Source organism: Delftia acidovorans SPH-1 (assembly GCF_000018665.1).
GTDB lineage: Bacteria > Pseudomonadota > Gammaproteobacteria > Burkholderiales > Burkholderiaceae_C > Comamonas > Comamonas acidovorans.
This window is the reverse complement of record NC_010002.1, coordinates 345,327-363,027: the sequence shown is the minus strand read 5'-3', so window position 1 is coordinate 363,027 and position 17,701 is coordinate 345,327. Positions and strand designations below refer to the sequence as shown.

The window sequence follows — 17,701 nt, the reverse complement described above, 5'->3', positions numbered from 1 at the left end:
CGCGCGCTCGCCGCTCAGCCCCGCAGGTAGCGGTCGGCGATGCTGCCGGGCACGTAGAGGCCGCGCTCCAGGTACAGGTCCAGCTTCTTGCGGTCGGGCGCGCGCAGCTTGATCAGCGGCACGGGCGCCTTTTCGGTGCGCGAGAACATCAGGCGGATCTTGAGCGGGGTGCGGCCCCAGTTACCCTGCACGTGCAGGAAGAAGGGGCCGTCCTCGGCCTTGGCCAGCCGCAGGCGGTAGCTGCCGCCGGCGCGCAGCACGCGCTGCATGGCCAGGTGCATGCTGAGGTAGGCGGGCATGTCGATGCCCTGGCGCAGTTGCTCGTATTCGCCGGCCTGCTGGAGCTGGGCGATATAGGCCTCGCCCGTCTGCGGCAGGACCTGTTCCACGTATTCCTTGTGCAGGGCCGCGATGAAGGCGCTGCCCGGGGGGGCGGCCATGAGCCAGTTCTCGACCACGGGCACCTGCGGGTCGCGGGTGTAACGCTCCAGGTAGTAGGCGACCAGGTCGGCGCCGCTGCGTTGCTGCTGCTCCAGCAGCCAGTCCAGCGGCTCGGTGAGGATGGTGCTGGCGTCCAGCCAGATGCCGCCGTGGCGGTGCAGCAATTCCAGGCGCAGCCAGTCCGAGCGCTTGGCCACGGGCAGCTGCTGCAGGTTGCCGGGCAGCTGCGGCACGTATTGCGGCAGTTGCGCGTCGTTGAGGATGCGCAGGCTGTAACCGGGATTCAGGCGGGCCCAGTTGTCAAAGCAGCGCTGTATGAGCAGCGGCACCGAGTCGCCATTCCAGTAGGCCCAGATGATGCGGGGTATGGGCGTGGAGACGGGCACGGGCGCCGCAGGCCCGATGTCATGGCTGCGGAAGTCGGGCGCGGGGCCCTGCTCCAGGCGGCGTGCGAAGGTGGCGTAGAAGCGGCGCATGCCCGCCGCCAGCCACAGCTCGCCCCGGGTTTTCAGTTTCAGGCCGCTCATGCGTGGGCTCCTTGCTGGCGTGCCCACTGCTCCCAGCGGCGCAGCTTCCAGGCGCGCAGCACCCAGCCCCTGCGCACATAGGCCTGGCGCAGGGCCGGCAGGGACAGCGGGGAGATGCGGCCGAAGTCCGCCAGGAACTGCTGTGCCAGCACCTGCCGCTGCGCGGGCGGCATGTCCCGCTGCCGGTCGAGAAAGCGCAGGGCGCCGATGAGGTTGCGCGCGGCCTGGTGCGCCCAGGCGAAGTGCAGGCGCCCGTCGTTGCGCAGCGCATCATCCTGCAGGGCTTGCACGGCCTGCGCCAGGGGCCACAGGGCGGCGGACTGGTCTGCCGCCTTGGCAGGCGTCATGGACGCAAGGATGGAGTTGGCACGCTGCCGGTAGGCCACCCAGGGCTGGGGGTGGTAGTAGAAGCTGCTGCAGCGCAGCGCCATCTGCGGCATGGTCATCATGTCTTCGAAGTAGCGGCCTGCAGGAAAGCGCAGGCCCGCATCCCACAGGCTGCGGCGCGAGATCTTGGACCAGGCATGCAGTTGGCCCGTGCGCAGCAGGCCGGCCAGCAGGGCGCCCCGGTCCTGCGAGCGCTGCAGCGTGGGGCCCTGGAAGCTGTGCCGGTGCGCCTCGCCGCGCAGGCGGTGCTTGAGGCGCGGGGCCTCGCGCCAGACGGAGAAGTCGCAGAGCACGGCATCGGGCGCATGTTGCTTCACGATGGCCGACAGCCCGGCAATCGCGCCGGGCAGCAGCTTGTCGTCGGAGTCCAAAAACCACAGGTAGTCGCCCGTGGCCGCTTCGATCATGGTGTTGCGCGCCGCGCTCAGGCCGGCATTGCGCTCGTGCTGCATGAGCTGCAGGCGGCCGGGCCAGCGCTGGTCCAGCTGCTGCATCAGGGCCCAGGAGCCATCAGTGGAGCAGTCGTCCAGCACCAGCACCTGCACGCCGGCATCGGCCTGGTCCATGACGGACTGCAGGCATTCCTCCAGGTAGGGCAGCACGTTGTAGACGGGCACCAGGATGCTGAGCCAGGTCACGGACGCTCCCCCTGCAGCAGGCGGGCGAACAGGTCTTCGTACTGGCCGGTCATGCGCTGCAGGCTGTAGTGCGACAGGGCTTCCTGCCGCGCGGTGGCGGCCATGCGCAGGGCGGCCTCGTCATCCTGCAGCGCCTGCTGCAGGGCGTCGGCCAGCGATTCGGGGTCGGCATGCGCGGCCAGCAGGCCGTTGTCGCCGGGCCGCACCACTTCCTGCACGCCCACCACGCGGCTGCCCACCACCACGCAGCCCGCCGCCATGCCTTCCAGCAGGGAAAGGGGCATGCCCTCGTAGTGCGTGGACAGCACGCAGACGCGGTGCGCACGCAGCAGGCCGGGCACGTCGTTGCACATGCCGATGAATTGCACCTGGTCCTGCAGGCCCAGTTCGGCGCTGAGCCGCTGCGCCGCCTGCTGGGCGCGCGCCTTGCCGCCGCCGGCCAGGGTCAGCGTGGGCGTGAGGCCGCGCTGTCGCAGCACCACCAGCGCGCGCAGCAAGGTGGCATGGTCCTTTTGCCGCGCAAAGCGCGCGGCCATGACGATGTCCGGGCGGCGCTGCAGCAAGGGTGGCGGCTCCTGCAGATAGGGCTCGGGCCGGATGCCGTTGCTGATGGCCAAGAGCTTGGCGGCAGGAAAGCCGCGGTCCTGCAGGCTCTGGCGCACGCCTTCGGAGCAGCCGACGATGGCGGCCGTGCGCTCGGTCAGCCACAGGGCCTGCGCCAGCCGCCAGCGCGTGTAGCGCTCGCGCGAGTTGTGTTCCACATGCACCAGGCAGGGCACGCCGGCCCACAGCGCGGCAAAGCGGCCCCAGAGGTGGTCGCTGAACCCATGGGCGACTACGATGTCCGGCCGAAAGTCCAGGCAGATGCGGCGCAGCTGCCAGACGGTGGCGGCATGGGACCAGCCGGCCACCACATCGACATCGATGCCGCCGTCGCGCAGCTTTTGCACGCGTTCATCGGAGGTATTGCGTTTGCGCCGCAGCACCAGCCGGGCGTCGAAGCGGCCCGATGCGCGGTGCGCCGACACCAGATCCACCGCCACCTGGGTGGCACCCGAGAAGCCGCCCGTCACGAAGTGCAGCACCCGGGGCCGGGCCGTGGTGGCGCGCTCCGTCACCGCACGGCTCCGCTGGCCCTTTCCAGGCCATGCAGCGATGTCCACAGGGCCACCACGAGGAAGACGAAGAAGACGATGCCGCTGTTGTGCACGAAAAATTGCTGTGACATGCCGAACGCCAGGTACATGGCTGGCATCAGGCTGCCCAGGATACGCAGCAGCAGGGCCTCGCGCCAGGGGGTGCTGTCCGCAGGCCACAGCGCCATGCGCCGCCGCGAGGGCCAGAACAGCCACAGCAGCGAGATGAACAGCGCTGCCTGCAGCAGAACGCCCGGCACGCCGAGCTTGACCCAGATGTCCAGGAAGTCGTTGTGGATGAAGTTGTATTCGCGGATGGACTGGCCATAGCTGCCGGCGGCCACGCGCCGGTGCATCTCGTCCACATAGCCCTGCATGCCCCAGCCCAGCAGTGGCTTCTCGCCGATCATCTGCACGGCCAGCCGGTACTGCTCCAGCCGGGTGCCCAGCGAGGTGTTGGAGTTGCCGGCATAAAGGTAGGTGCTCACATCCAGGTAGACCTCATCCACGCGCTCGCTGACGCGCGGGATGAAGGCCATCACGGTGGCCAGCGCCACCACAATTGCAGCGCAGCCCAGCAACAGGCGCCCGAAGTACTGCGGGCGGTACATGCGCACCAGGACCATCAGCATGAAGAACATGGGCAACAGCGCCAGCCACCCGCCGCGCGAGCCCGACAGCAGCGAAGCCAGCGCCCCCAGCGCGGCAGCCGCCAGCACCAGCAGGCGCCAAAGCAGGGAGCGCTGGTGCCAGAAGGACACGGCATAGATGCAGGAGAAGCAGCCCAGCAGCAAGGCCATGTTGCCCCACTGGATGGCATTGGTGTAACCCGTGGCCCGTTCCATGCCCAGTACGCAGACCTGCCACAGGGCCATGAAGCCCGCGCCCGCGCTGCCCAGCGGTATGCCCCACAGGAAGATCCGCGCCGTGGGCGGATAGCACATGGCGAACAGCAGGCTGACCGCGCCCAGGATGAATTTCACGGGCCGGTCGAACTGCCCGGTGCCCCCGTCCAGCACGGACAGGAAGTACCACATCACCGCCATGCCCAGGAACAGCGCGACCAGCAGCCAGGTGCCGTTGGACTGCCGGTATCTGACCCAGCGAGGCAGAAAACACAGGGCGCCCAGGACCATGAGGCCGGCGCCATAGGAATAGCCCGAGCGCAGCCACAAGGCCAGCCCGGGCACCAAAATAGCGGCCAGGGTCGTGAGGAGCCCTGGCAGCTTCGACTTGTCAAATCTCATCAAGACCGCAACTTTCTGCCCCAAAATGCGGGCATTCCGCTTTCCATCCGCTCATGAAAAAAATTCCTGCGGTCTTATTCAGGCTGCTCCATCGCTGGGCGGCGCCTTCCAAAATCGGCGCAGATTACACCATGCCTGCGCCCTTGCAGCTGCCCCCATCGCCCCCGGCAGCCGATGGTCTTGCAGCGGAAATCCCGAAAACGATCTGGACGTACTGGAACCAGTCCGGCCTGGATCCCTTCGTCCAGCAGTGCGTGGACAGCTGGCGGCGGCAGTGCCCGGATCACCAGGTCATCGTCGTGACGCCAGAGAACCTGGGCCAGTACGTCGCCTGCGGCGACCTTCCTGCGGCGTTTGCCGAACTCCATCCCACCAAGCAATCGGACTGGCTTCGCCTGTACCTGGTGGCACACCACGGCGGCTACTGGTTTGACGCCACCACGCTGCTGACCGCGCCACTGGACTGGATGAGCGCCTCCCCCGGCGCAGGCGCTGCCGAGCTGGCAGGCTTCTACCTTGAGGGCTTCACCAGGGACAGGCGCTACCCAGTGATCGAAAGCTGGTCATTCTGCGCTCCGGCCGGCTCGCGCTTTGTATCGGAATGGCAAAAGGAGTTTCACCAGGCGCTGATCGTGGACGGCCCCGAGGCCTATCTGCAGCGCCTGCAGTCGCGGCACGACGCCGCCGAGGTGCTGCAGGGCATTCCCGATCCAAATTACCTTCTGATCCATGTGACGGCCCAGCAGGTGATGCGGCGCCTGCCCGATGCCCGGCTCACGCTGTTCAAGGCCGAGGACACGGCCTTCTTCTATCACTCTGCCCTGCGCTGGAAGTGGTACCTGCTCTACCCCCAGCTGTGCCTGGCGAAGGCGCCGCAGGTGGCGGCGCCCATCGTCAAGCTGCGCGGCGGGGAGCGACGCCATTTCACGGACATGCTGGCTTTGCACGGAGGTGCTGCGCCCGGCAGCATCTGGAGCCGCGCGCTGTCGGCGCGCTGAGACACACAAAGCGGGCCGAGGCCCGCTTTGTTCAATGCCCGCCTGCGAAGACTTCGCCGGCTTTCAGGCGGTACAGCGTGCCGCAGTAGGGGCACTTGGCTTCGCCGGTGTGGGCCACGTCCAGGTAGACCTTGGGATGGCTGTTCCACAGCTTCATGTCGGCCTTGGGGCTGGGGCAGAACACGCCGCCCTGGGCGTTGAGGTCCTTGGCCGCCAGTTCGACGGTGGCATTCGTTGTCATGCTTGCTTATCTCTTTCGTGGGTCTCTAGGGATGTTCAGACCCGAGTCAGCCAATGGGCGTACTTGGGGTTGCGGCCGTTGACGATGTCAAAGAAGGCCTGCTGGATCTTTTCGGTGAGGGGGCCGCGGCTGCCCGCGCCGATCTCGATGCGGTCTACCTCGCGGATGGGCGTGACTTCGGCGGCCGTGCCGGTGAAGAAGACTTCATCGGCGATGTACAGCTCGTCGCGCGTGATGCGCTTTTGCACCACTTCCAGGCCCAGGTCCTTGCAGATGTGCATCACGGTGTTGCGCGTGATGCCGTTGAGCGCGCCGGCCGACAGGTCGGGCGTGTAGACCACGCCGTCCTTGATGACGAAGATGTTCTCGCCCGAGCCTTCGGAGACGAAGCCCGAGGCGTCCAGCAGGATGGCCTCGTCATAGCCGTCGTCCAACGCCTCGGTGTTGGCCAGGATGGAGTTGGTGTAGTTGCTCACCGCCTTGGCCTGGCTCATGGTGATGTTCACATGGTGGCGCGTGAAGCTGGAGATCTTCACGCGGATGCCGCGCTGCATGCCTTCTTCGCCCAGGTAGGCGCCCCAGGCCCAGGCTGCAACCATCAGGTGGATGGTGTTGCCCTTGGGGGAGACGCCCAGCTTGCGGTCGCCGATCCAGGTCAGCGGACGCAGGTAGCACGATTCCAGCTGGTTGGCGCGCACGACCTCGACCTGGGCCTGGTTCACCACTTCCTGGGTGAACGGGATCTGCATGCGCAGGATCTTGGCGCTGTTGAACAGGCGCTTGGTGTGGTCTTCCAGGCGGAAGATGGCCGTGCCCTGTTCGGACTTGTAGGCCCGCACGCCCTCGAATGCGCCGCAGCCGTAGTGCAGCGTGTGGGTCAGCACATGGATCTTGGCATCGCGCCAGTCCACCAGCTGGCCATCCATCCAGATCTTGCCGTCACGGTCGGCCATCGAGGGAACAACGGGGCTCATAGGAACATCCTTGGGGGTATTGAACAGAACACCAACCCGCTATTTTAGGGCGCAGGGGCTGCCTCGGGGGCCGCAGACGCCGGCTCGGGCTCGGGCGTGGGGCGTACCAGGGTCCACTTCATGAGACGGCCACTCTTGAACTCGCAGGTCACATGCGACTGCGTACCGTCGGTCCAGCGGTAGATCTCGGGCTGCTGGCCCTCCTCGGACAGGCGCTCGCCCAGGGAGCGCGTCATGGCCACCACGTGCATCAGCGAGACCTTGGGCTTGAGCTTGACGTTGAGCATGACGGCGCTGCCCACATAGCCCATGGGCCGGTCCGCGGCCTTCCTCATGATGGACATCAGCCGCGTGAAATGCAGCAACAGCCACATCATGATGCCGCCGCCCACGGCGACCACACCCATCCAGCCATAGGACTGGTGCGCAGCCACCAGCAGTACGAGCAGGCCCAGAGGAATCAGGATATTGCGCAAATTCATGGCGCCGATTGTCTTATGGAGGCGCCGCAGGGCCGCTGCGGACAGTGCGTATGCCCCCGCAATGCGCTCGGCAAGCGCGTCAGCCCATCCCTCGGACGATGTTCATGGCCTCGTCCACGCGTTCGACGGCATGAACGGTCAGACCAGCGATGGCCTTCTTGGGCGCATTGGCCTTGGGTACCACGGCCATGGTGAAGCCCAGCTTGGCCGCTTCCTTCAGGCGCTCCTGGCCGCGCGGCGCGGGGCGCACTTCGCCGGCCAGGCCCACTTCGCCAAAGGCGAGGAATCCCTTGGGCAGGGCGCGGCCACGCAGACTGGAAGTGATGGACAGCATGACGGCCAGGTCGGCCGCAGGCTCGCTGATGCGCACGCCGCCCACGGCGTTGACGAACACATCCTGGTCCGCGCAGGCCACGCCCGCGTGGCGGCTGAGCACGGCCAGCAGCATGGCCAGCCGGTCGCGGTCCAGGCCCACGGACAGGCGACGCGGCGCGGGGCCGCCCTGATCGACCAGGGCCTGTATCTCCACCAGCATGGGGCGCGTGCCCTCCAGCGTGACCAGCACGCAGGAGCCGGGCACGGGCTCGCTGTGCTGGGACAGGAAGATGGCGCTGGGGTTGGTCACGCCCTTGAGGCCCTTCTCCGTCATGGCGAAGACGCCGATCTCGTTGACGGCGCCAAAGCGGTTCTTGATGGCGCGCACCAGGCGGAAGTTGCTGTGCGTATCGCCCTCGAAGTAGAGCACCGTGTCCACCATGTGCTCCAGCACGCGCGGTCCGGCCAGTGCGCCTTCCTTGGTCACATGGCCGACCAGGATCACGGTGATGCCCGTGGTCTTGGCCGCGCGCGTGAGGTGGGCCGCGCATTCGCGCACCTGGGCCACCGAGCCCGGCGCCGAGGACAGCTGGTCCGAGTACACGGTCTGTATGGAGTCGATGACGACCACGGCCGGCTGGGTGGCCTCCATGGTGGCGAGGATTTTCTCCAGCTGGATCTCGGCCAGCACGTTGACCTGGCTGGCCTCCAGCCCCAGGCGGCGCGAGCGCAGCGCGACCTGGGCACCGCTTTCCTCGCCCGTGACATACAGCGTGGGCAGGCCGACGCGGTGCAGCGCGTCCATGGCCTGCAGCAGCAGGGTGGACTTGCCGATGCCGGGATCGCCACCAATCAGCACCACGCCGCCTTCGACAATGCCGCCGCCCAGCACGCGGTCCAGCTCCTCGATGCCGCTGGGCGTGCGCGCCACGTCCTGGGCCTCGATGGCCGACAGCGGCATCACGGCCTGGACATTGGCCAGGCCCGCATAGCCCTGGGGCTGGCTGAGCCGGTTCTTGCCCGCGCTCGCAGGCTCGGCAACGGCCTCGATCAGAGAGTTCCAGGCCCCGCAGGCCGGGCACTTGCCCAGCCAGCGCGGGCTGGTGCCTCCGCAGGCATTGCAGATGAACGTGGTTTTGTCTTTGGCCATGGGGTGAGCACTATACCGAGCGGTGGCCGCCGCCCTGGCACGCATGTTTCGCGCCTATCGCAGTTGCGTGGCGGAAAGATATCGGTTATAGTTCACTTCTTCGCTGCAGAAAATGCAGTGAAAACGAAATTACTGCGGATTACCGCGCGATGGAGCAGTCTGGTAGCTCGTTGGGCTCATAACCCAAAGGTCGGAGGTTCAAATCCTTCTCGCGCAACCACCACGAAAAAAAGCCCACTTCGGTGGGCTTTTTTTCGTCTGTGCTATCCGTTCTTTTCTCCAGGCAGGTCAGCTGGGATCGTTCAGGTCTTCATGGTGGTCGGCCGTGCCCTGCTTCCAGTAGGAGGCCACGCGCATGCGCTTGGGCGATGCGCCTTTGGCCAGCAGAAGGCGACGCAGCTCGGCCATGGCGCTGTGCTCGCCCGCCGCCCAGATATAGCCGTCGTCCTGGGGCAGCTCCAGCGCCTGCACGGCGTCGGCCAGCGATTCGACCCAGTCGCAGTCCAGCCGGGCCGTGCTGCTCCACTGGCGGCGGTCGGCCGGGTTGCGCAGCTGCACGCGCACCACGGCGCGGCTGCCGGCGGGCAGCTCGGCCAGGCGCCGCTCGATGGCGGGCATGGCGGTCTCGTCGCCGAACAGCCAATGCCATGGCAGGTTGGCCGAGATCACCAGGCTGCCGCGCGGCCCGGCCAGGCCCACCCACTGGCCCAGCGGGGCGGTCAGCGCCCATTCGGTGGCGGGGCCGGCATCGTGCAGCGCGAAATCCATGATGAGGTTCTGGCGCGCGGCGTCGTAGCGCAGCGGCGTGTAGTCGCGCAAGGTGGGGCGCTCGTCCTCCACGAAGGTCGGACGGCCATCGAGCAGCACGGGAAGCGCAGGCAGTTCGCGCCCGGCCTGCGGCAGGATGAGCTTGACGTGGTCGTCAAAACCGGCGCTCACGAAGTCCTCAAGATCGGGTCCGCCCAGGGTCAGGCGGACAAAGCCGGGGCTGGGCTGCTCGCGCGAGAGCAATTGCACATGGCGGGCGCGGAAGGAATGGCGGACACGCTGGACGACGGGGGCCGGTGTCACGGCAGAGGTGGCTGGATTGGGCAAGTTCATTGGCGAAACGGCCTGCGACGGCCTAGAATGTTGATTTAGTCCACCAATTCTCTGCCATCCGTTGACTTTGTCAACGTATTTCCACAAGACCCTGCCATGAATGCCTCCCTGCCCGCCGATATCTTCGAGGCCATGCACGAGCTGCTGCACCTGTTCCGGTCGCGCATGCGCGAGGACATGGAGTCCATGGAGCCCGGGCTGACGCCCAACGAGGTGCGCGTGCTGATGTACGTGGGCCGGCACCCGGGCCGCACGCAAAGGGATCTGGTCGACCACAGCCACATGGACAAGGCCCAGCTTGCGCGCATGCTGGCGCAGCTGCAGGAGCAGGGATGGCTGGACCGCGAACCGGACGCCCGCGACCGCCGCGTGCGCTGCCTGAGCCTCAGCCCCCAGGGGCAGGCCCTGTTCGACCGGCTGCGCCAGTCGCGCCAGGCGCTGGCGGCCCGGCTGCTCAAGGATTGGGAGCCCGCCGCGCAACAGCAGTTGATGGCGCTGCTGGAGCGGGCCAGGGACAGCGTGGAAGCCGCGCCCTGATCAATCGATGGTCTTGTTCACGCGCGGCGCGACGGCGCACATGAGTTCATAGCCCAGCGTGCCTGCGGCCTCGGCCACCTCGTCGATGGGCAGCACGGCGCCGTTGCTGGCGCGGCCCCACAGCGTGACCTCGCTGCCCATGCCGGCATCGGGCACGGGCGTCAGGTCCACGGCCAGCATGTCCATGCTCACGCAGCCCAGGGTGCGGGTGCGCACGCCGTTCACCAGCACGGGCGTGCCCGTGCCGCAGTGGCGTGGATAGCCGTCGGCATAGCCGCAGGCCACGGTGCCCAGGCGCAGGGGGCCCTCGGCCGTGAAGCGCGATCCATAGCCCACGCTCTGCCCCTCGGTCAGTTGCTGCACGCCGATGATGCGCGAGCTCAGCGTCTGCGTGGGCTGCAGGTCCCAGTGGGCCGCCGTGTGCTGCGGATAGTCGGGGGAGCTGCCGTAGAGCACGATGCCCGGCCGCACCCAGTCGCAGCGCACCAGCGCGTCGTCGCCCTGGCGCAGCGTGGCTGCGCTGTTGCCCACGCTGCGCTCGCCGGGCAGGTCGCGCGTGGCGTCATGAAAGCGCTGCAGCTGTGCCGAGATTCCGGGCTGTCCGGCCCCTGCGTCGGCATCGCTGAAATGGGTCATGAACGAGATTTCCTCCACCTGGGGCAAGGCGTTCAGCCGGGCCCAGGCCGCGCGGTATCGCTCGGGCGTGAAGCCCAGGCGGTTCATGCCGGAGTTCATCTTGAGGAAGACGCGGTGGCCGTTCTGCGTCTTGTGCGCGGCCAGCCAGTCGATCTGGGCGTCGCAGTGCACGGCATGCCAGATGGACAGGCGCGAGCACAGCTCCAGGTCGCGCGGCTCGAAGACCCCCTCCAGCAGCAGGATGGGGCCGCGCCAGCCCAGCTGGCGCACACGCTCGGCCTCGGCCAGGTCCAGCATGGCGAAGCCGTCGGCGCCGCGCAGGGCCTCGAACACGTTCTCGATACCGTGGCCATAGGCGTTGGCTTTGACCACGGCCCACAATTTGGCATCGGGGACCGCCTGCCGCACCCGCTCCAGGTTGTGGCGAAGCGCGGCGGAATGGATGGTGGCAAGAATGGGACGCGGCATGGTTTTCACTCAGTCAGAAGCTTGGGATTCTGGCACTGCCGGCCGAAGGCCGCGTGATATAACCGCCAGTCACTTGCCACGGGGTCCTTATTTAACCGGTCAGCAGCCCTGCAGCTGACCCCATCTGCCTATCCATGAAGCGCGGTTTCTACACCATCATGTCAGCGCAGTTCTTCAGCTCGCTGGCAGACAACGCCCTGTTCGTGACCGCCGTGGAACTGCTGCGCACCAATGGCGCCCCCGAGTGGCAGCGCGCCGCCCTGGTGCCCATGTTCGCGCTGTTCTACGTGATCCTGGCCCCCTTCGTCGGCGCCTTTGCCGACGCCCTGCCCAAGGGGCGGGTGATGTTCATCAGCAATGCGATCAAGATCGTGGGCTGCCTGATGATGCTGTTCGGCAACCACCCGCTGATCGCCTACGCCGTGGTGGGCCTGGGCGCAGCGGCCTACTCGCCGGCCAAGTACGGCATCCTCACCGAATTGCTGCCCGCCTCCCAGCTGGTCAAGGCCAATGGCTGGATCGAGGGGCTGACCATCACCTCCATCATCCTGGGCGTGCTCGTGGGCGGGCAGTTGCTGAGCCCGGGCATCTCGGCACATCTGCTGGACTTTGACCTGCCGCTGCTGGACACGGGCGTGGACACGGCCGCCGAAGCGGCGATTGCCGTGCTGGTCGGCGTCTATGCGCTGGCCGCCTGGTTCAACCTGCGCATTCCGCTGACCGACACCATCCTGCGCCCGCTGCGCCAGGACCCCAGCAAGAGCCTGCTGGCCAACACCCTGGCCCTGCTGCCCGACTTCTGGACCTGCAGCCAGCGGCTGTGGGGGGACAAGCTGGGCCAGATCTCGCTGTCCACGACCACGCTGTTCTGGGGCGTGTCGGGCAACCTGCGCTACATCGTGCTGGCCTGGGGCGCGGCGGCCCTGGGCTACGGCACCTCCCAGGCATCGGCCCTGGTGGGCGTGGTGGCCATCGGCACGGCCGCAGGCGCCATCCTCGCGTCCATGCGCATGCGGCTGGACAACGCCACGCGCGTGATTCCGCTGGGCATCACCATGGGCCTGCTGGTGATCGCCATGATCTTCATCAAGAGCGTGTGGGTGGCCATTCCCTTCCTGATCCTGCTGGGCGGCCTGGGCGGCTTCCTGGTCGTGCCCATGAATGCGCTGCTGCAGCACCGCGGCCACAACCTCATGGGCGCGGGCCGCTCGATTGCCGTGCAGAACTTCAACGAGCAGGCCTGCATCCTGGCGCTGGGCGCCTTCTATGCGCTGTCCACCAAGTTCGGACTGTCGGCTTTCGGCGCCATCACGGTGTTCGGCCTGGTGGTGGCCGGCATCATGTGGCTGATCGGCCGCTGGCACGTCAGCAACGTGCGCAACTATCCCGAGGAAGTCGAGCGCCTGCTGGTGATTGCCCGCAAGGATTGTCATTGAGACTACCCCCTGAGGCGCTTCGCGCCTTCCCCCAGGGGGGACGACACCCTCGCGGCGGGGCGGCCCTGGCTCGGTGTCTCTCGCTTTGGGCCTCGCCAGTTCCATAGGGCGCTATCGATTGATAGGCCTGGTCTAAATGGTCTTCTCGTATTGTGTCCGGTGCGGGCTTTGCCTGACCGGGCACTTTTTCGTGGTTTTATGCACAGCCCCCTGCCCGTTCTCGCCCTGCTGTTCAACACCCTGGTCTGGGGTCTGGCCTGGTGGCCGTTTCGCGCCATGCACGAGGCCGGCCTGCATCCGCTGTGGGCCACGGCGCTGATGTATGCCCTGGTGCTGGCGGGGCTGGTGGCGCTGCGCCCGGCCAGCCTGCGCCAGGCGCTGCAGTACCCGGTGCTGATCCTGCTGGGTGCCTGCGCGGGCAGCAACAACATCGCCTTCAACTGGGCCGTGACCATTGGCGATGTGGTGCGCGTGGTGCTGCTGTTCTATCTGATGCCGGCGTGGTCCGTGCTGCTGGCCTGGAAGATCCTGGGCGAGCGGCCCACGCCGGCCGCGCTGACACGGCTGCTGCTGGCCTTTGGCGGGGTGGCGCTGGTGCTGGTGCCCGAGGGCACATTCAGCGGCGGCTCGCCCGGGCTGCTGCGCGGTCTGTCGCTGGCCGACGGCCTGGCACTGTTTGGCGGCTTCACCTTTGCGCTGACCAATGTGCTGCTGCGCCGCCTGCAGGCCGTGCCGGCGCAGGCGCGCATGCTGGCCATGTTCAGCGGCTGCATGGCCATGGGACTGGCCAGCGCCTTCGCGGGCAGCAGCGTGGGGCTGGTGCCGCCCATGCCTGCGCCGCAGGCCGGCTGGATGCTGATTGCCGCCGGCTTGGCCGTGCTGCTGATGCTGGGCAACTGGGCGCTGCAGTTCGGCGCCGCGCGCCTGCCGGCCGGCGTGACCGCCGTGGTCATGCTGGCCGAGGTGGTGTTTGCCAGCGCCTCCTCGGTGTTGATTGCAGGCGAGGTGCTGACGCCGCGCACGCTGCTGGGCGGCGCCTGCATCATCGCGGCCGCGCTGCTGTCTGCACTGGCGCATGCACGGCGGCGTGGGGCTTGACGCCCCGCCCGTACTGACGCTGCGCAATCAGCCCGTGAGCTGCCCGGCCAGCAGCAGGTAGCCCGGCAGCCAGCCCGTGAGCACGCCCTGCGCAATGCACAGGGCGCCCGTCACGCGGCCGATGTTGCGGCCCAGGGCCAGCAGCACGAAGAACATGGCCCACAGCACGGCCCAGGCCGCCCAGTTGGCCGCCATCCACCAGTCGATGGCGGTGCGCGCGCCCAGCAGGGTGTCGATGGCCACGGGCACCGCAGTGATGGCCACGAACAGGCTGAACCAGCCCAGGCCCCGGCCATCGGCGCCCGTGAAGCGGTTGATGGCCACCCACAGGTAGGTGAAGGCGAACAGCAGGGTCAGCGCGCCGGTCTTGACCGAGGCCGCATCAGGCTCGGGCCCGAAGGCCGAGGCCAGGCCGATGATCAGCGAGACCAGGCCCGCGAACACGTTGATGACCCAGATCTCCCGGTCGGCGATGCGCCCCAGCATCCACAGGCCGTTCAGGCACAGCACGGCGCCCACGTAGAACAACGACAAACCCAGCCACATCGCAAGTCTCCTTTTGCTTTTTGCCTTTTGCTTTTGAAGTGCCTTGCGCGCCGTGTTCATTTCCCGGAACGAGCGCGCACGGCAAGGCGCCGCCGCCCCGTGGCCGGGTGCAGCGGCGTCCGTGAAACAGTTCATCCCCGGGCCCGCCCCTGGTGGGCATCTGCGTGCTGGCGGAAGGGTCCGCTGCAGAGATGCCGCCTGTGATCCAGGGCAGGTGCACCGGCGCGGCCCTTGCCGGGCACGCGGCGGTGGAGTGTGCCGGCAGGCGGTGCTGCCGGTCTTTGGTGCCTCAGGCCGCCTGCGTCTGCAGGCGGCGGCGGGCGCGTTCCAGCTGCTGCGCCACCTGGCGCGGGTTCATGCCGTACATGTCGGCAAAGCCGGCTTCGGAGGTCTGGCCGCTGGCCTCGAAGGCGCGCAGCAGCGCCTCGTCGCGTGCGGTGCGCGCATCGGCCTCGGCCAGTGCCTCGGCCACCAGGGCGTTGGTGGCCTCGTCACGGCCTTGCACCCGCGCCGCGTAGTCGTCGCGCGACAGGCCCGATGCCTCGTAGGCCGCGATGATGCGGTTGCGCAGCTTGGGCGCCAGGTCTTCGGGCGAGCGGTGCTGACGGCGGCGGAAGACTTCGATCAGCGCATGGTGCACATGCTCGGGCGCCATGGCCTCGACCGACTGGCCCTGCAGGTCATGCCGGGCCTGGCCGCTGGCCACCACGGTGAGGTAGCGGCTCGAGCGCGTGTGCTGGGACAGGGCCAGCTTGAGCTGGTCGCGGTCAATGGCTTCAGGATGGGCGGCCAGCAGGTCCTCGAAGATGCCGCGCTTGAGCGGCAGCGGCTGCTCGCCGAACAGGTTCGGATGCCATTGGGCCAGTTGCGCCAGCAGCGGGTGCTGGGTGCGCACGGGCCTGGAAGCGTTGGCCTCGGCACTGGCGGCCGTGCCGGATGCGGCATCGGCGGCAGGCTCGGTGGCCTTGCCCTTGTTGCGGCCACGTCCGCCACGGCGCGAGCGCTTGCGGCCCTGGCCATCGGCGCTGGCTGCAGCCTGCGGCTCGGTGCCGGCAGCGGCGTCCGCCGGCAGCGCGGCGCTCTGTTCTTGCGGTTCAGACACGGATTCAGTCATGGCGGAGCACGTGGGCTTGGAGAAAACGAAACCCCGCATCATGCCAGCATTGCAAAGGCTTGCGCGGGCATAGGCCCCACGGCGTCGCGCTGGAGGCACAGATGCGCAGTCGGTACGCGGCGGGTCTCAGGCCAGCAGGGCCTCGTCCAGCACCTCGATCCAGTGGCGCACGGGCAGGTCCGTGCCGTTTTGCAGGTGGACGATGCAGCCCATGTTGGCCGAGAGGATGGCGGCGGGCCGCCGGGCATCGAAGCCTTCGGTCAGCGCACCGATCTTGCGGTCGCGCAACTGGTGCGAAAGTTCGGGCTGCAGCACCGAGTAGGTTCCCGCCGAGCCGCAGCACAGGTGGGACTCGGTGCGCGCCACGCGCAGCTCGAAGCCCAGCCTGGCCAGATGGGTTTCCACGCCGCCCCGCAGCTTTTGCCCGTGCTGCAGCGTGCAGGGCGGGTGGTAGGCCATGGGCGCGGCCGGTGCGCGCACCCTGCCCTGCAGGCGCTCGGCCAGCTCGGGCAGGAGCTCAGGCAGCAGCTCGCTCAGGTCGCGCGTGAGGGCGCTGATGCGGGCTGCCTTGTCCGCGTACTGCGCATCGTCCTTGAGCAGATGGCCGTATTCCTTGACGGTGACGCCGCAGCCCGAGGCATTCATGACAATGGCCTCCACCGCGCCGCTGTCCACCTGCGGCCACCAGGCGTCGATATTGGCGCGCATCTGCGCCTTGCCGCCTTCCTGGTCGTTGAGGTGGAATTTCACGGCGCCGCAGCAACCGGCCTTGGGCGCGATCACGGTCTGTATGCCGGCCGCATCCAGCACGCGCGCGGTGGCGAAGTTGATGCGCGGCATCATGGCCGGCTGCACGCATCCGGCCAGCAGCAGCACCTTGCGCGCATGCTCGCGCACGGGCCAGGCGCCCGCATCCTGGGGCTGGGGCACTTTCTCGGCCAGGACTTCGGGCAGCAGGCCGCGCACGGCCTGGCCCAGCTTCAGGGCCGGGGCGAACAGCGGCGAGTTCAGCCCCTCCTTGAGCGCCCAGCGCCTGGCGCGCTCGCCGAAGGGGCGCGGCACCTGTTCCTCGACGATCTTGCGGCCTATGTCCACCAGGTGGCCGTACTGCACGCCGCTGGGGCAGGTGCTTTCGCAGTTGCGGCAGGTCAGGCAGCGGTCCAGGTGCTGCTGGGTGGCGCGCGTGGGCTTCTCGCCCTCCAGCACCTGCTTGATCAGGTAGATGCGGCCACGCGGCCCGTCCAGCTCGTCGCCCAGCAATTGGTAGGTCGGGCAGGTGGCCGTGCAAAAGCCGCAGTGCACGCACTTGCGCAGAATGGCTTCGGCCTCCTGGCCCTCGGGCGTGGCGCGGTACTGGGGTGCGAGTTGGGTCTGCATGGTGGGGCTCTTGTTGTATGGGTATCGGGGAACGGTCAGGCACGGCAGCCGGACGCGGCGGTCACGCGCGAGGCGCGGCTCGCCGGCCCAGCAGCAGGGGCAGCCGCGCACGGTCGGCCCACAGCGGCGGCAGGGACAGCAGGCACAGCACCACGGCCAGCGGCACGACGAACACAAAGCCCAGGTGCCGGAAACCCAGCGCACCCGCAATGCCGCCCAGCAGGAACATGGACAGCAGCCCTGCGAACAGCCGCAGCCGCACATGGTTGGCGTGGACCCGGTGCTCGGGCGGGCTGCCATGGCGGTTCCAGTAAAGGGCTCGGCCCAGCTCCATGCCCAGGTCGGTGATCACGCCCGTCATGTGCGTGGTGCGGATCTGCGAGGACGACATCTTGGTCACCGTGGCGTTCTGCAATCCCATGATGAAGGACAGCAGCAGCACGGCCAGCGGCACGGCGAACGGCGTGGGCCAGGCCAGCATGGCCGCGCCCAGCACGCCGAAGAGCAGCATCAGCGCGGCTTCCAGCAGCAGCGGCAGCGCATAGCTGCTGCGCAGCCGGTGGTGGCGCGCCCAGTTGACCAGCAGCGATGTCGCGGCCGCGCCGCACAGAAAGGCCAGCAGCGCGCCGCAGGCACTGAGCACCAGCGCCGTATTGCCCAGCACGAGGTTGTCGGCCAGCAGCGAGACAAAGCCCGTCATGTGCGAGGTATAGGAGTGCACCAGCAAAAAGCCGCCCGCATTCACCGCACCCGCGTTGAAGGCCAGCAGCAGGCCCAGCGTGCGGTTGCTGGCCACCGTGCGGTGCCGGTCCGTGAGCAGGTGCAGGTGGTGGCGCATGCGCATGGGCGGAG

At 68.0% G+C, this 17,701-nt stretch carries 18 protein-coding genes and 1 tRNA gene; 5 read left to right on the top strand and 14 right to left on the bottom strand.

From position 1 onward, the window contains the following. Positions 1–14: 14 nt before the first annotated feature. Genes DACI_RS01615 through DACI_RS01600 form a run of 4 tightly spaced genes read right to left on the bottom strand, consistent with a single transcriptional unit; the run spans position 15 to position 4,376 of the window. The gene (locus DACI_RS01615) at positions 15–968 is read right to left on the bottom strand and encodes a glycosyltransferase family 32 protein (RefSeq protein WP_012202261.1); all 954 of its coding nucleotides are present in this window, start codon (positions 966–968) and stop codon (positions 15–17) included. Beyond that, the gene (locus tag DACI_RS01610; protein WP_012202260.1) at positions 965–1,993 is read right to left on the bottom strand and encodes a glycosyltransferase family 2 protein; all 1,029 of its coding nucleotides are present in this window, start codon (positions 1,991–1,993) and stop codon (positions 965–967) included. Before DACI_RS01610 ends, DACI_RS01615 begins: the two co-directional genes overlap by 4 nt. Beyond that, positions 1,990–3,111, bottom strand: a complete 1,122-nt coding sequence (locus DACI_RS01605; protein WP_012202259.1) for a glycosyltransferase — start codon at positions 3,109–3,111, stop codon at positions 1,990–1,992. The genes DACI_RS01610 and DACI_RS01605 overlap by 4 nt, the downstream gene beginning before the upstream one ends. After that, the gene (locus DACI_RS01600) at positions 3,108–4,376 is read right to left on the bottom strand and encodes an O-antigen ligase family protein (protein WP_012202258.1); all 1,269 of its coding nucleotides are present in this window, start codon (positions 4,374–4,376) and stop codon (positions 3,108–3,110) included. The genes DACI_RS01605 and DACI_RS01600 overlap by 4 nt, the downstream gene beginning before the upstream one ends. 131 nt (positions 4,377–4,507) lie before the next feature. Here DACI_RS01600 and DACI_RS01595 point away from each other — a divergent pair, with 131 nt between their 5' ends. Then, the gene (locus DACI_RS01595) at positions 4,508–5,374 is read left to right on the top strand and encodes a capsular polysaccharide synthesis protein (protein ID WP_043780325.1); all 867 of its coding nucleotides are present in this window, start codon (positions 4,508–4,510) and stop codon (positions 5,372–5,374) included. A gap of 31 nt (positions 5,375–5,405) precedes the next feature. Here the strand turns inward: DACI_RS01595 and DACI_RS01590 are convergent, their stop codons facing one another. From DACI_RS01590 to radA, 4 genes are all read right to left on the bottom strand, one after another. Further along, entirely contained in the window at positions 5,406–5,615 is a 210-nt protein-coding gene (locus DACI_RS01590; RefSeq protein WP_012202256.1) for a zinc-finger domain-containing protein, read from the bottom strand. Between the two features lie 35 nt (positions 5,616–5,650). Continuing rightward, positions 5,651–6,589 carry a branched-chain amino acid transaminase gene (locus DACI_RS01585; RefSeq protein ID WP_012202255.1) on the bottom strand — a complete coding sequence of 313 codons (939 nt, stop codon included), beginning with the start codon at positions 6,587–6,589 and terminating at the stop codon, positions 5,651–5,653. Positions 6,590–6,633: 44 nt separating this feature from the next. Beyond that, entirely contained in the window at positions 6,634–7,071 is a 438-nt protein-coding gene (locus tag DACI_RS01580; RefSeq protein WP_012202254.1) for a hypothetical protein, read from the bottom strand. Positions 7,072–7,150: 79 nt separating this feature from the next. Next, on the bottom strand, positions 7,151–8,536 hold the full coding sequence (radA, locus tag DACI_RS01575; RefSeq protein WP_034397813.1) for a DNA repair protein RadA: 1,386 nt from the start codon (positions 8,534–8,536) through the stop codon (positions 7,151–7,153). 143 nt (positions 8,537–8,679) lie between these two features. On the opposite strand from radA, the gene DACI_RS01570 reads away from it, so the two are divergent. Further along, positions 8,680–8,756: transfer RNA gene (locus DACI_RS01570), tRNA-Met, on the top strand. Positions 8,757–8,824: 68 nt separating this feature from the next. Here the strand turns inward: DACI_RS01570 and DACI_RS01565 are convergent. Further along, entirely contained in the window at positions 8,825–9,637 is an 813-nt protein-coding gene (locus DACI_RS01565; RefSeq protein WP_012202252.1) for a siderophore-interacting protein, read from the bottom strand. Positions 9,638–9,733: 96 nt separating this feature from the next. Between DACI_RS01565 and DACI_RS01560 the strand changes: the two genes are divergently transcribed. Then, positions 9,734–10,174, top strand: a complete 441-nt coding sequence (locus DACI_RS01560; RefSeq protein WP_012202251.1) for a MarR family winged helix-turn-helix transcriptional regulator — start codon at positions 9,734–9,736, stop codon at positions 10,172–10,174. On the opposite strand, the gene alr is transcribed toward DACI_RS01560, so the two are convergent. Continuing rightward, positions 10,175–11,278, bottom strand: a complete 1,104-nt coding sequence (gene alr / locus DACI_RS01555; RefSeq protein WP_012202250.1) for an alanine racemase — start codon at positions 11,276–11,278, stop codon at positions 10,175–10,177. It abuts the gene before it with no gap. Positions 11,279–11,412: 134 nt separating this feature from the next. Here alr and lplT point away from each other — a divergent pair, with 134 nt between their 5' ends. Both lplT and DACI_RS01545 read left to right on the top strand, forming a co-directional pair. Continuing rightward, positions 11,413–12,714, top strand: coding sequence for a lysophospholipid transporter LplT (gene lplT / locus DACI_RS01550; protein ID WP_012202249.1), 1,302 nt, complete (start codon positions 11,413–11,415; stop codon positions 12,712–12,714). 198 nt (positions 12,715–12,912) lie between these two features. Continuing rightward, entirely contained in the window at positions 12,913–13,812 is a 900-nt protein-coding gene (locus DACI_RS01545) for a DMT family transporter (protein WP_012202248.1), read from the top strand. A 27-nt stretch (positions 13,813–13,839) separates the two neighbouring features. On the opposite strand, the gene DACI_RS01540 is transcribed toward DACI_RS01545, so the two are convergent. From DACI_RS01540 to DACI_RS01525, 4 genes are all read right to left on the bottom strand, one after another. Further along, positions 13,840–14,358, bottom strand: a complete 519-nt coding sequence (locus DACI_RS01540; RefSeq protein ID WP_013800183.1) for an AmiS/UreI family transporter — start codon at positions 14,356–14,358, stop codon at positions 13,840–13,842. Between the two features lie 289 nt (positions 14,359–14,647). Then, positions 14,648–15,514, bottom strand: a complete 867-nt coding sequence (locus DACI_RS01535) for a ProQ/FinO family protein (protein ID WP_012202246.1) — start codon at positions 15,512–15,514, stop codon at positions 14,648–14,650. An 84-nt stretch (positions 15,515–15,598) separates the two neighbouring features. Then, positions 15,599–16,849 carry a glycolate oxidase subunit GlcF gene (gene glcF, locus DACI_RS01530; RefSeq protein WP_012202245.1) on the bottom strand — a complete coding sequence of 417 codons (1,251 nt, stop codon included), beginning with the start codon at positions 16,847–16,849 and terminating at the stop codon, positions 15,599–15,601. A gap of 61 nt (positions 16,850–16,910) precedes the next feature. After that, complete coding sequence (locus tag DACI_RS01525) at positions 16,911–17,693, bottom strand: YoaK family protein (RefSeq protein ID WP_012202244.1); 783 nt, start codon at positions 17,691–17,693, stop codon at positions 16,911–16,913. Positions 17,694–17,701 lie beyond the last annotated feature (8 nt).

What these genes read in the sequence shown, in the direction of transcription:
- DACI_RS01615 (WP_012202261.1), bottom strand. Translation starts at nt 968, where the DNA reads ATGAGCGGCCTGAAACTGAAAACCCGGGGCGAGCTGTGGCTGGCGGCG.
- DACI_RS01600 (WP_012202258.1), bottom strand. Translation starts at nt 4,376, where the DNA reads ATGAGATTTGACAAGTCGAAGCTGCCAGGGCTCCTCACGACCCTGGCC.
- DACI_RS01595 (WP_043780325.1), top strand. Translation starts at nt 4,508, where the DNA reads ATGCCTGCGCCCTTGCAGCTGCCCCCATCGCCCCCGGCAGCCGATGGT.
- DACI_RS01590 (WP_012202256.1), bottom strand. Translation starts at nt 5,615, where the DNA reads ATGACAACGAATGCCACCGTCGAACTGGCGGCCAAGGACCTCAACGCC.
- DACI_RS01585 (WP_012202255.1), bottom strand. Translation starts at nt 6,589, where the DNA reads ATGAGCCCCGTTGTTCCCTCGATGGCCGACCGTGACGGCAAGATCTGG.
- DACI_RS01580 (WP_012202254.1), bottom strand. Translation starts at nt 7,071, where the DNA reads ATGAATTTGCGCAATATCCTGATTCCTCTGGGCCTGCTCGTACTGCTG.
- radA (WP_034397813.1), bottom strand. Translation starts at nt 8,536, where the DNA reads ATGGCCAAAGACAAAACCACGTTCATCTGCAATGCCTGCGGAGGCACC.
- DACI_RS01565 (WP_012202252.1), bottom strand. Translation starts at nt 9,637, where the DNA reads ATGAACTTGCCCAATCCAGCCACCTCTGCCGTGACACCGGCCCCCGTC.
- DACI_RS01560 (WP_012202251.1), top strand. Translation starts at nt 9,734, where the DNA reads ATGAATGCCTCCCTGCCCGCCGATATCTTCGAGGCCATGCACGAGCTG.
- alr (WP_012202250.1), bottom strand. Translation starts at nt 11,278, where the DNA reads ATGCCGCGTCCCATTCTTGCCACCATCCATTCCGCCGCGCTTCGCCAC.
- lplT (WP_012202249.1), top strand. Translation starts at nt 11,413, where the DNA reads ATGAAGCGCGGTTTCTACACCATCATGTCAGCGCAGTTCTTCAGCTCG.
- DACI_RS01545 (WP_012202248.1), top strand. Translation starts at nt 12,913, where the DNA reads ATGCACAGCCCCCTGCCCGTTCTCGCCCTGCTGTTCAACACCCTGGTC.
- DACI_RS01540 (WP_013800183.1), bottom strand. Translation starts at nt 14,358, where the DNA reads ATGTGGCTGGGTTTGTCGTTGTTCTACGTGGGCGCCGTGCTGTGCCTG.
- DACI_RS01535 (WP_012202246.1), bottom strand. Translation starts at nt 15,514, where the DNA reads ATGATGCGGGGTTTCGTTTTCTCCAAGCCCACGTGCTCCGCCATGACT.
- glcF (WP_012202245.1), bottom strand. Translation starts at nt 16,849, where the DNA reads ATGCAGACCCAACTCGCACCCCAGTACCGCGCCACGCCCGAGGGCCAG.
- DACI_RS01525 (WP_012202244.1), bottom strand. Translation starts at nt 17,693, where the DNA reads ATGCGCATGCGCCACCACCTGCACCTGCTCACGGACCGGCACCGCACG.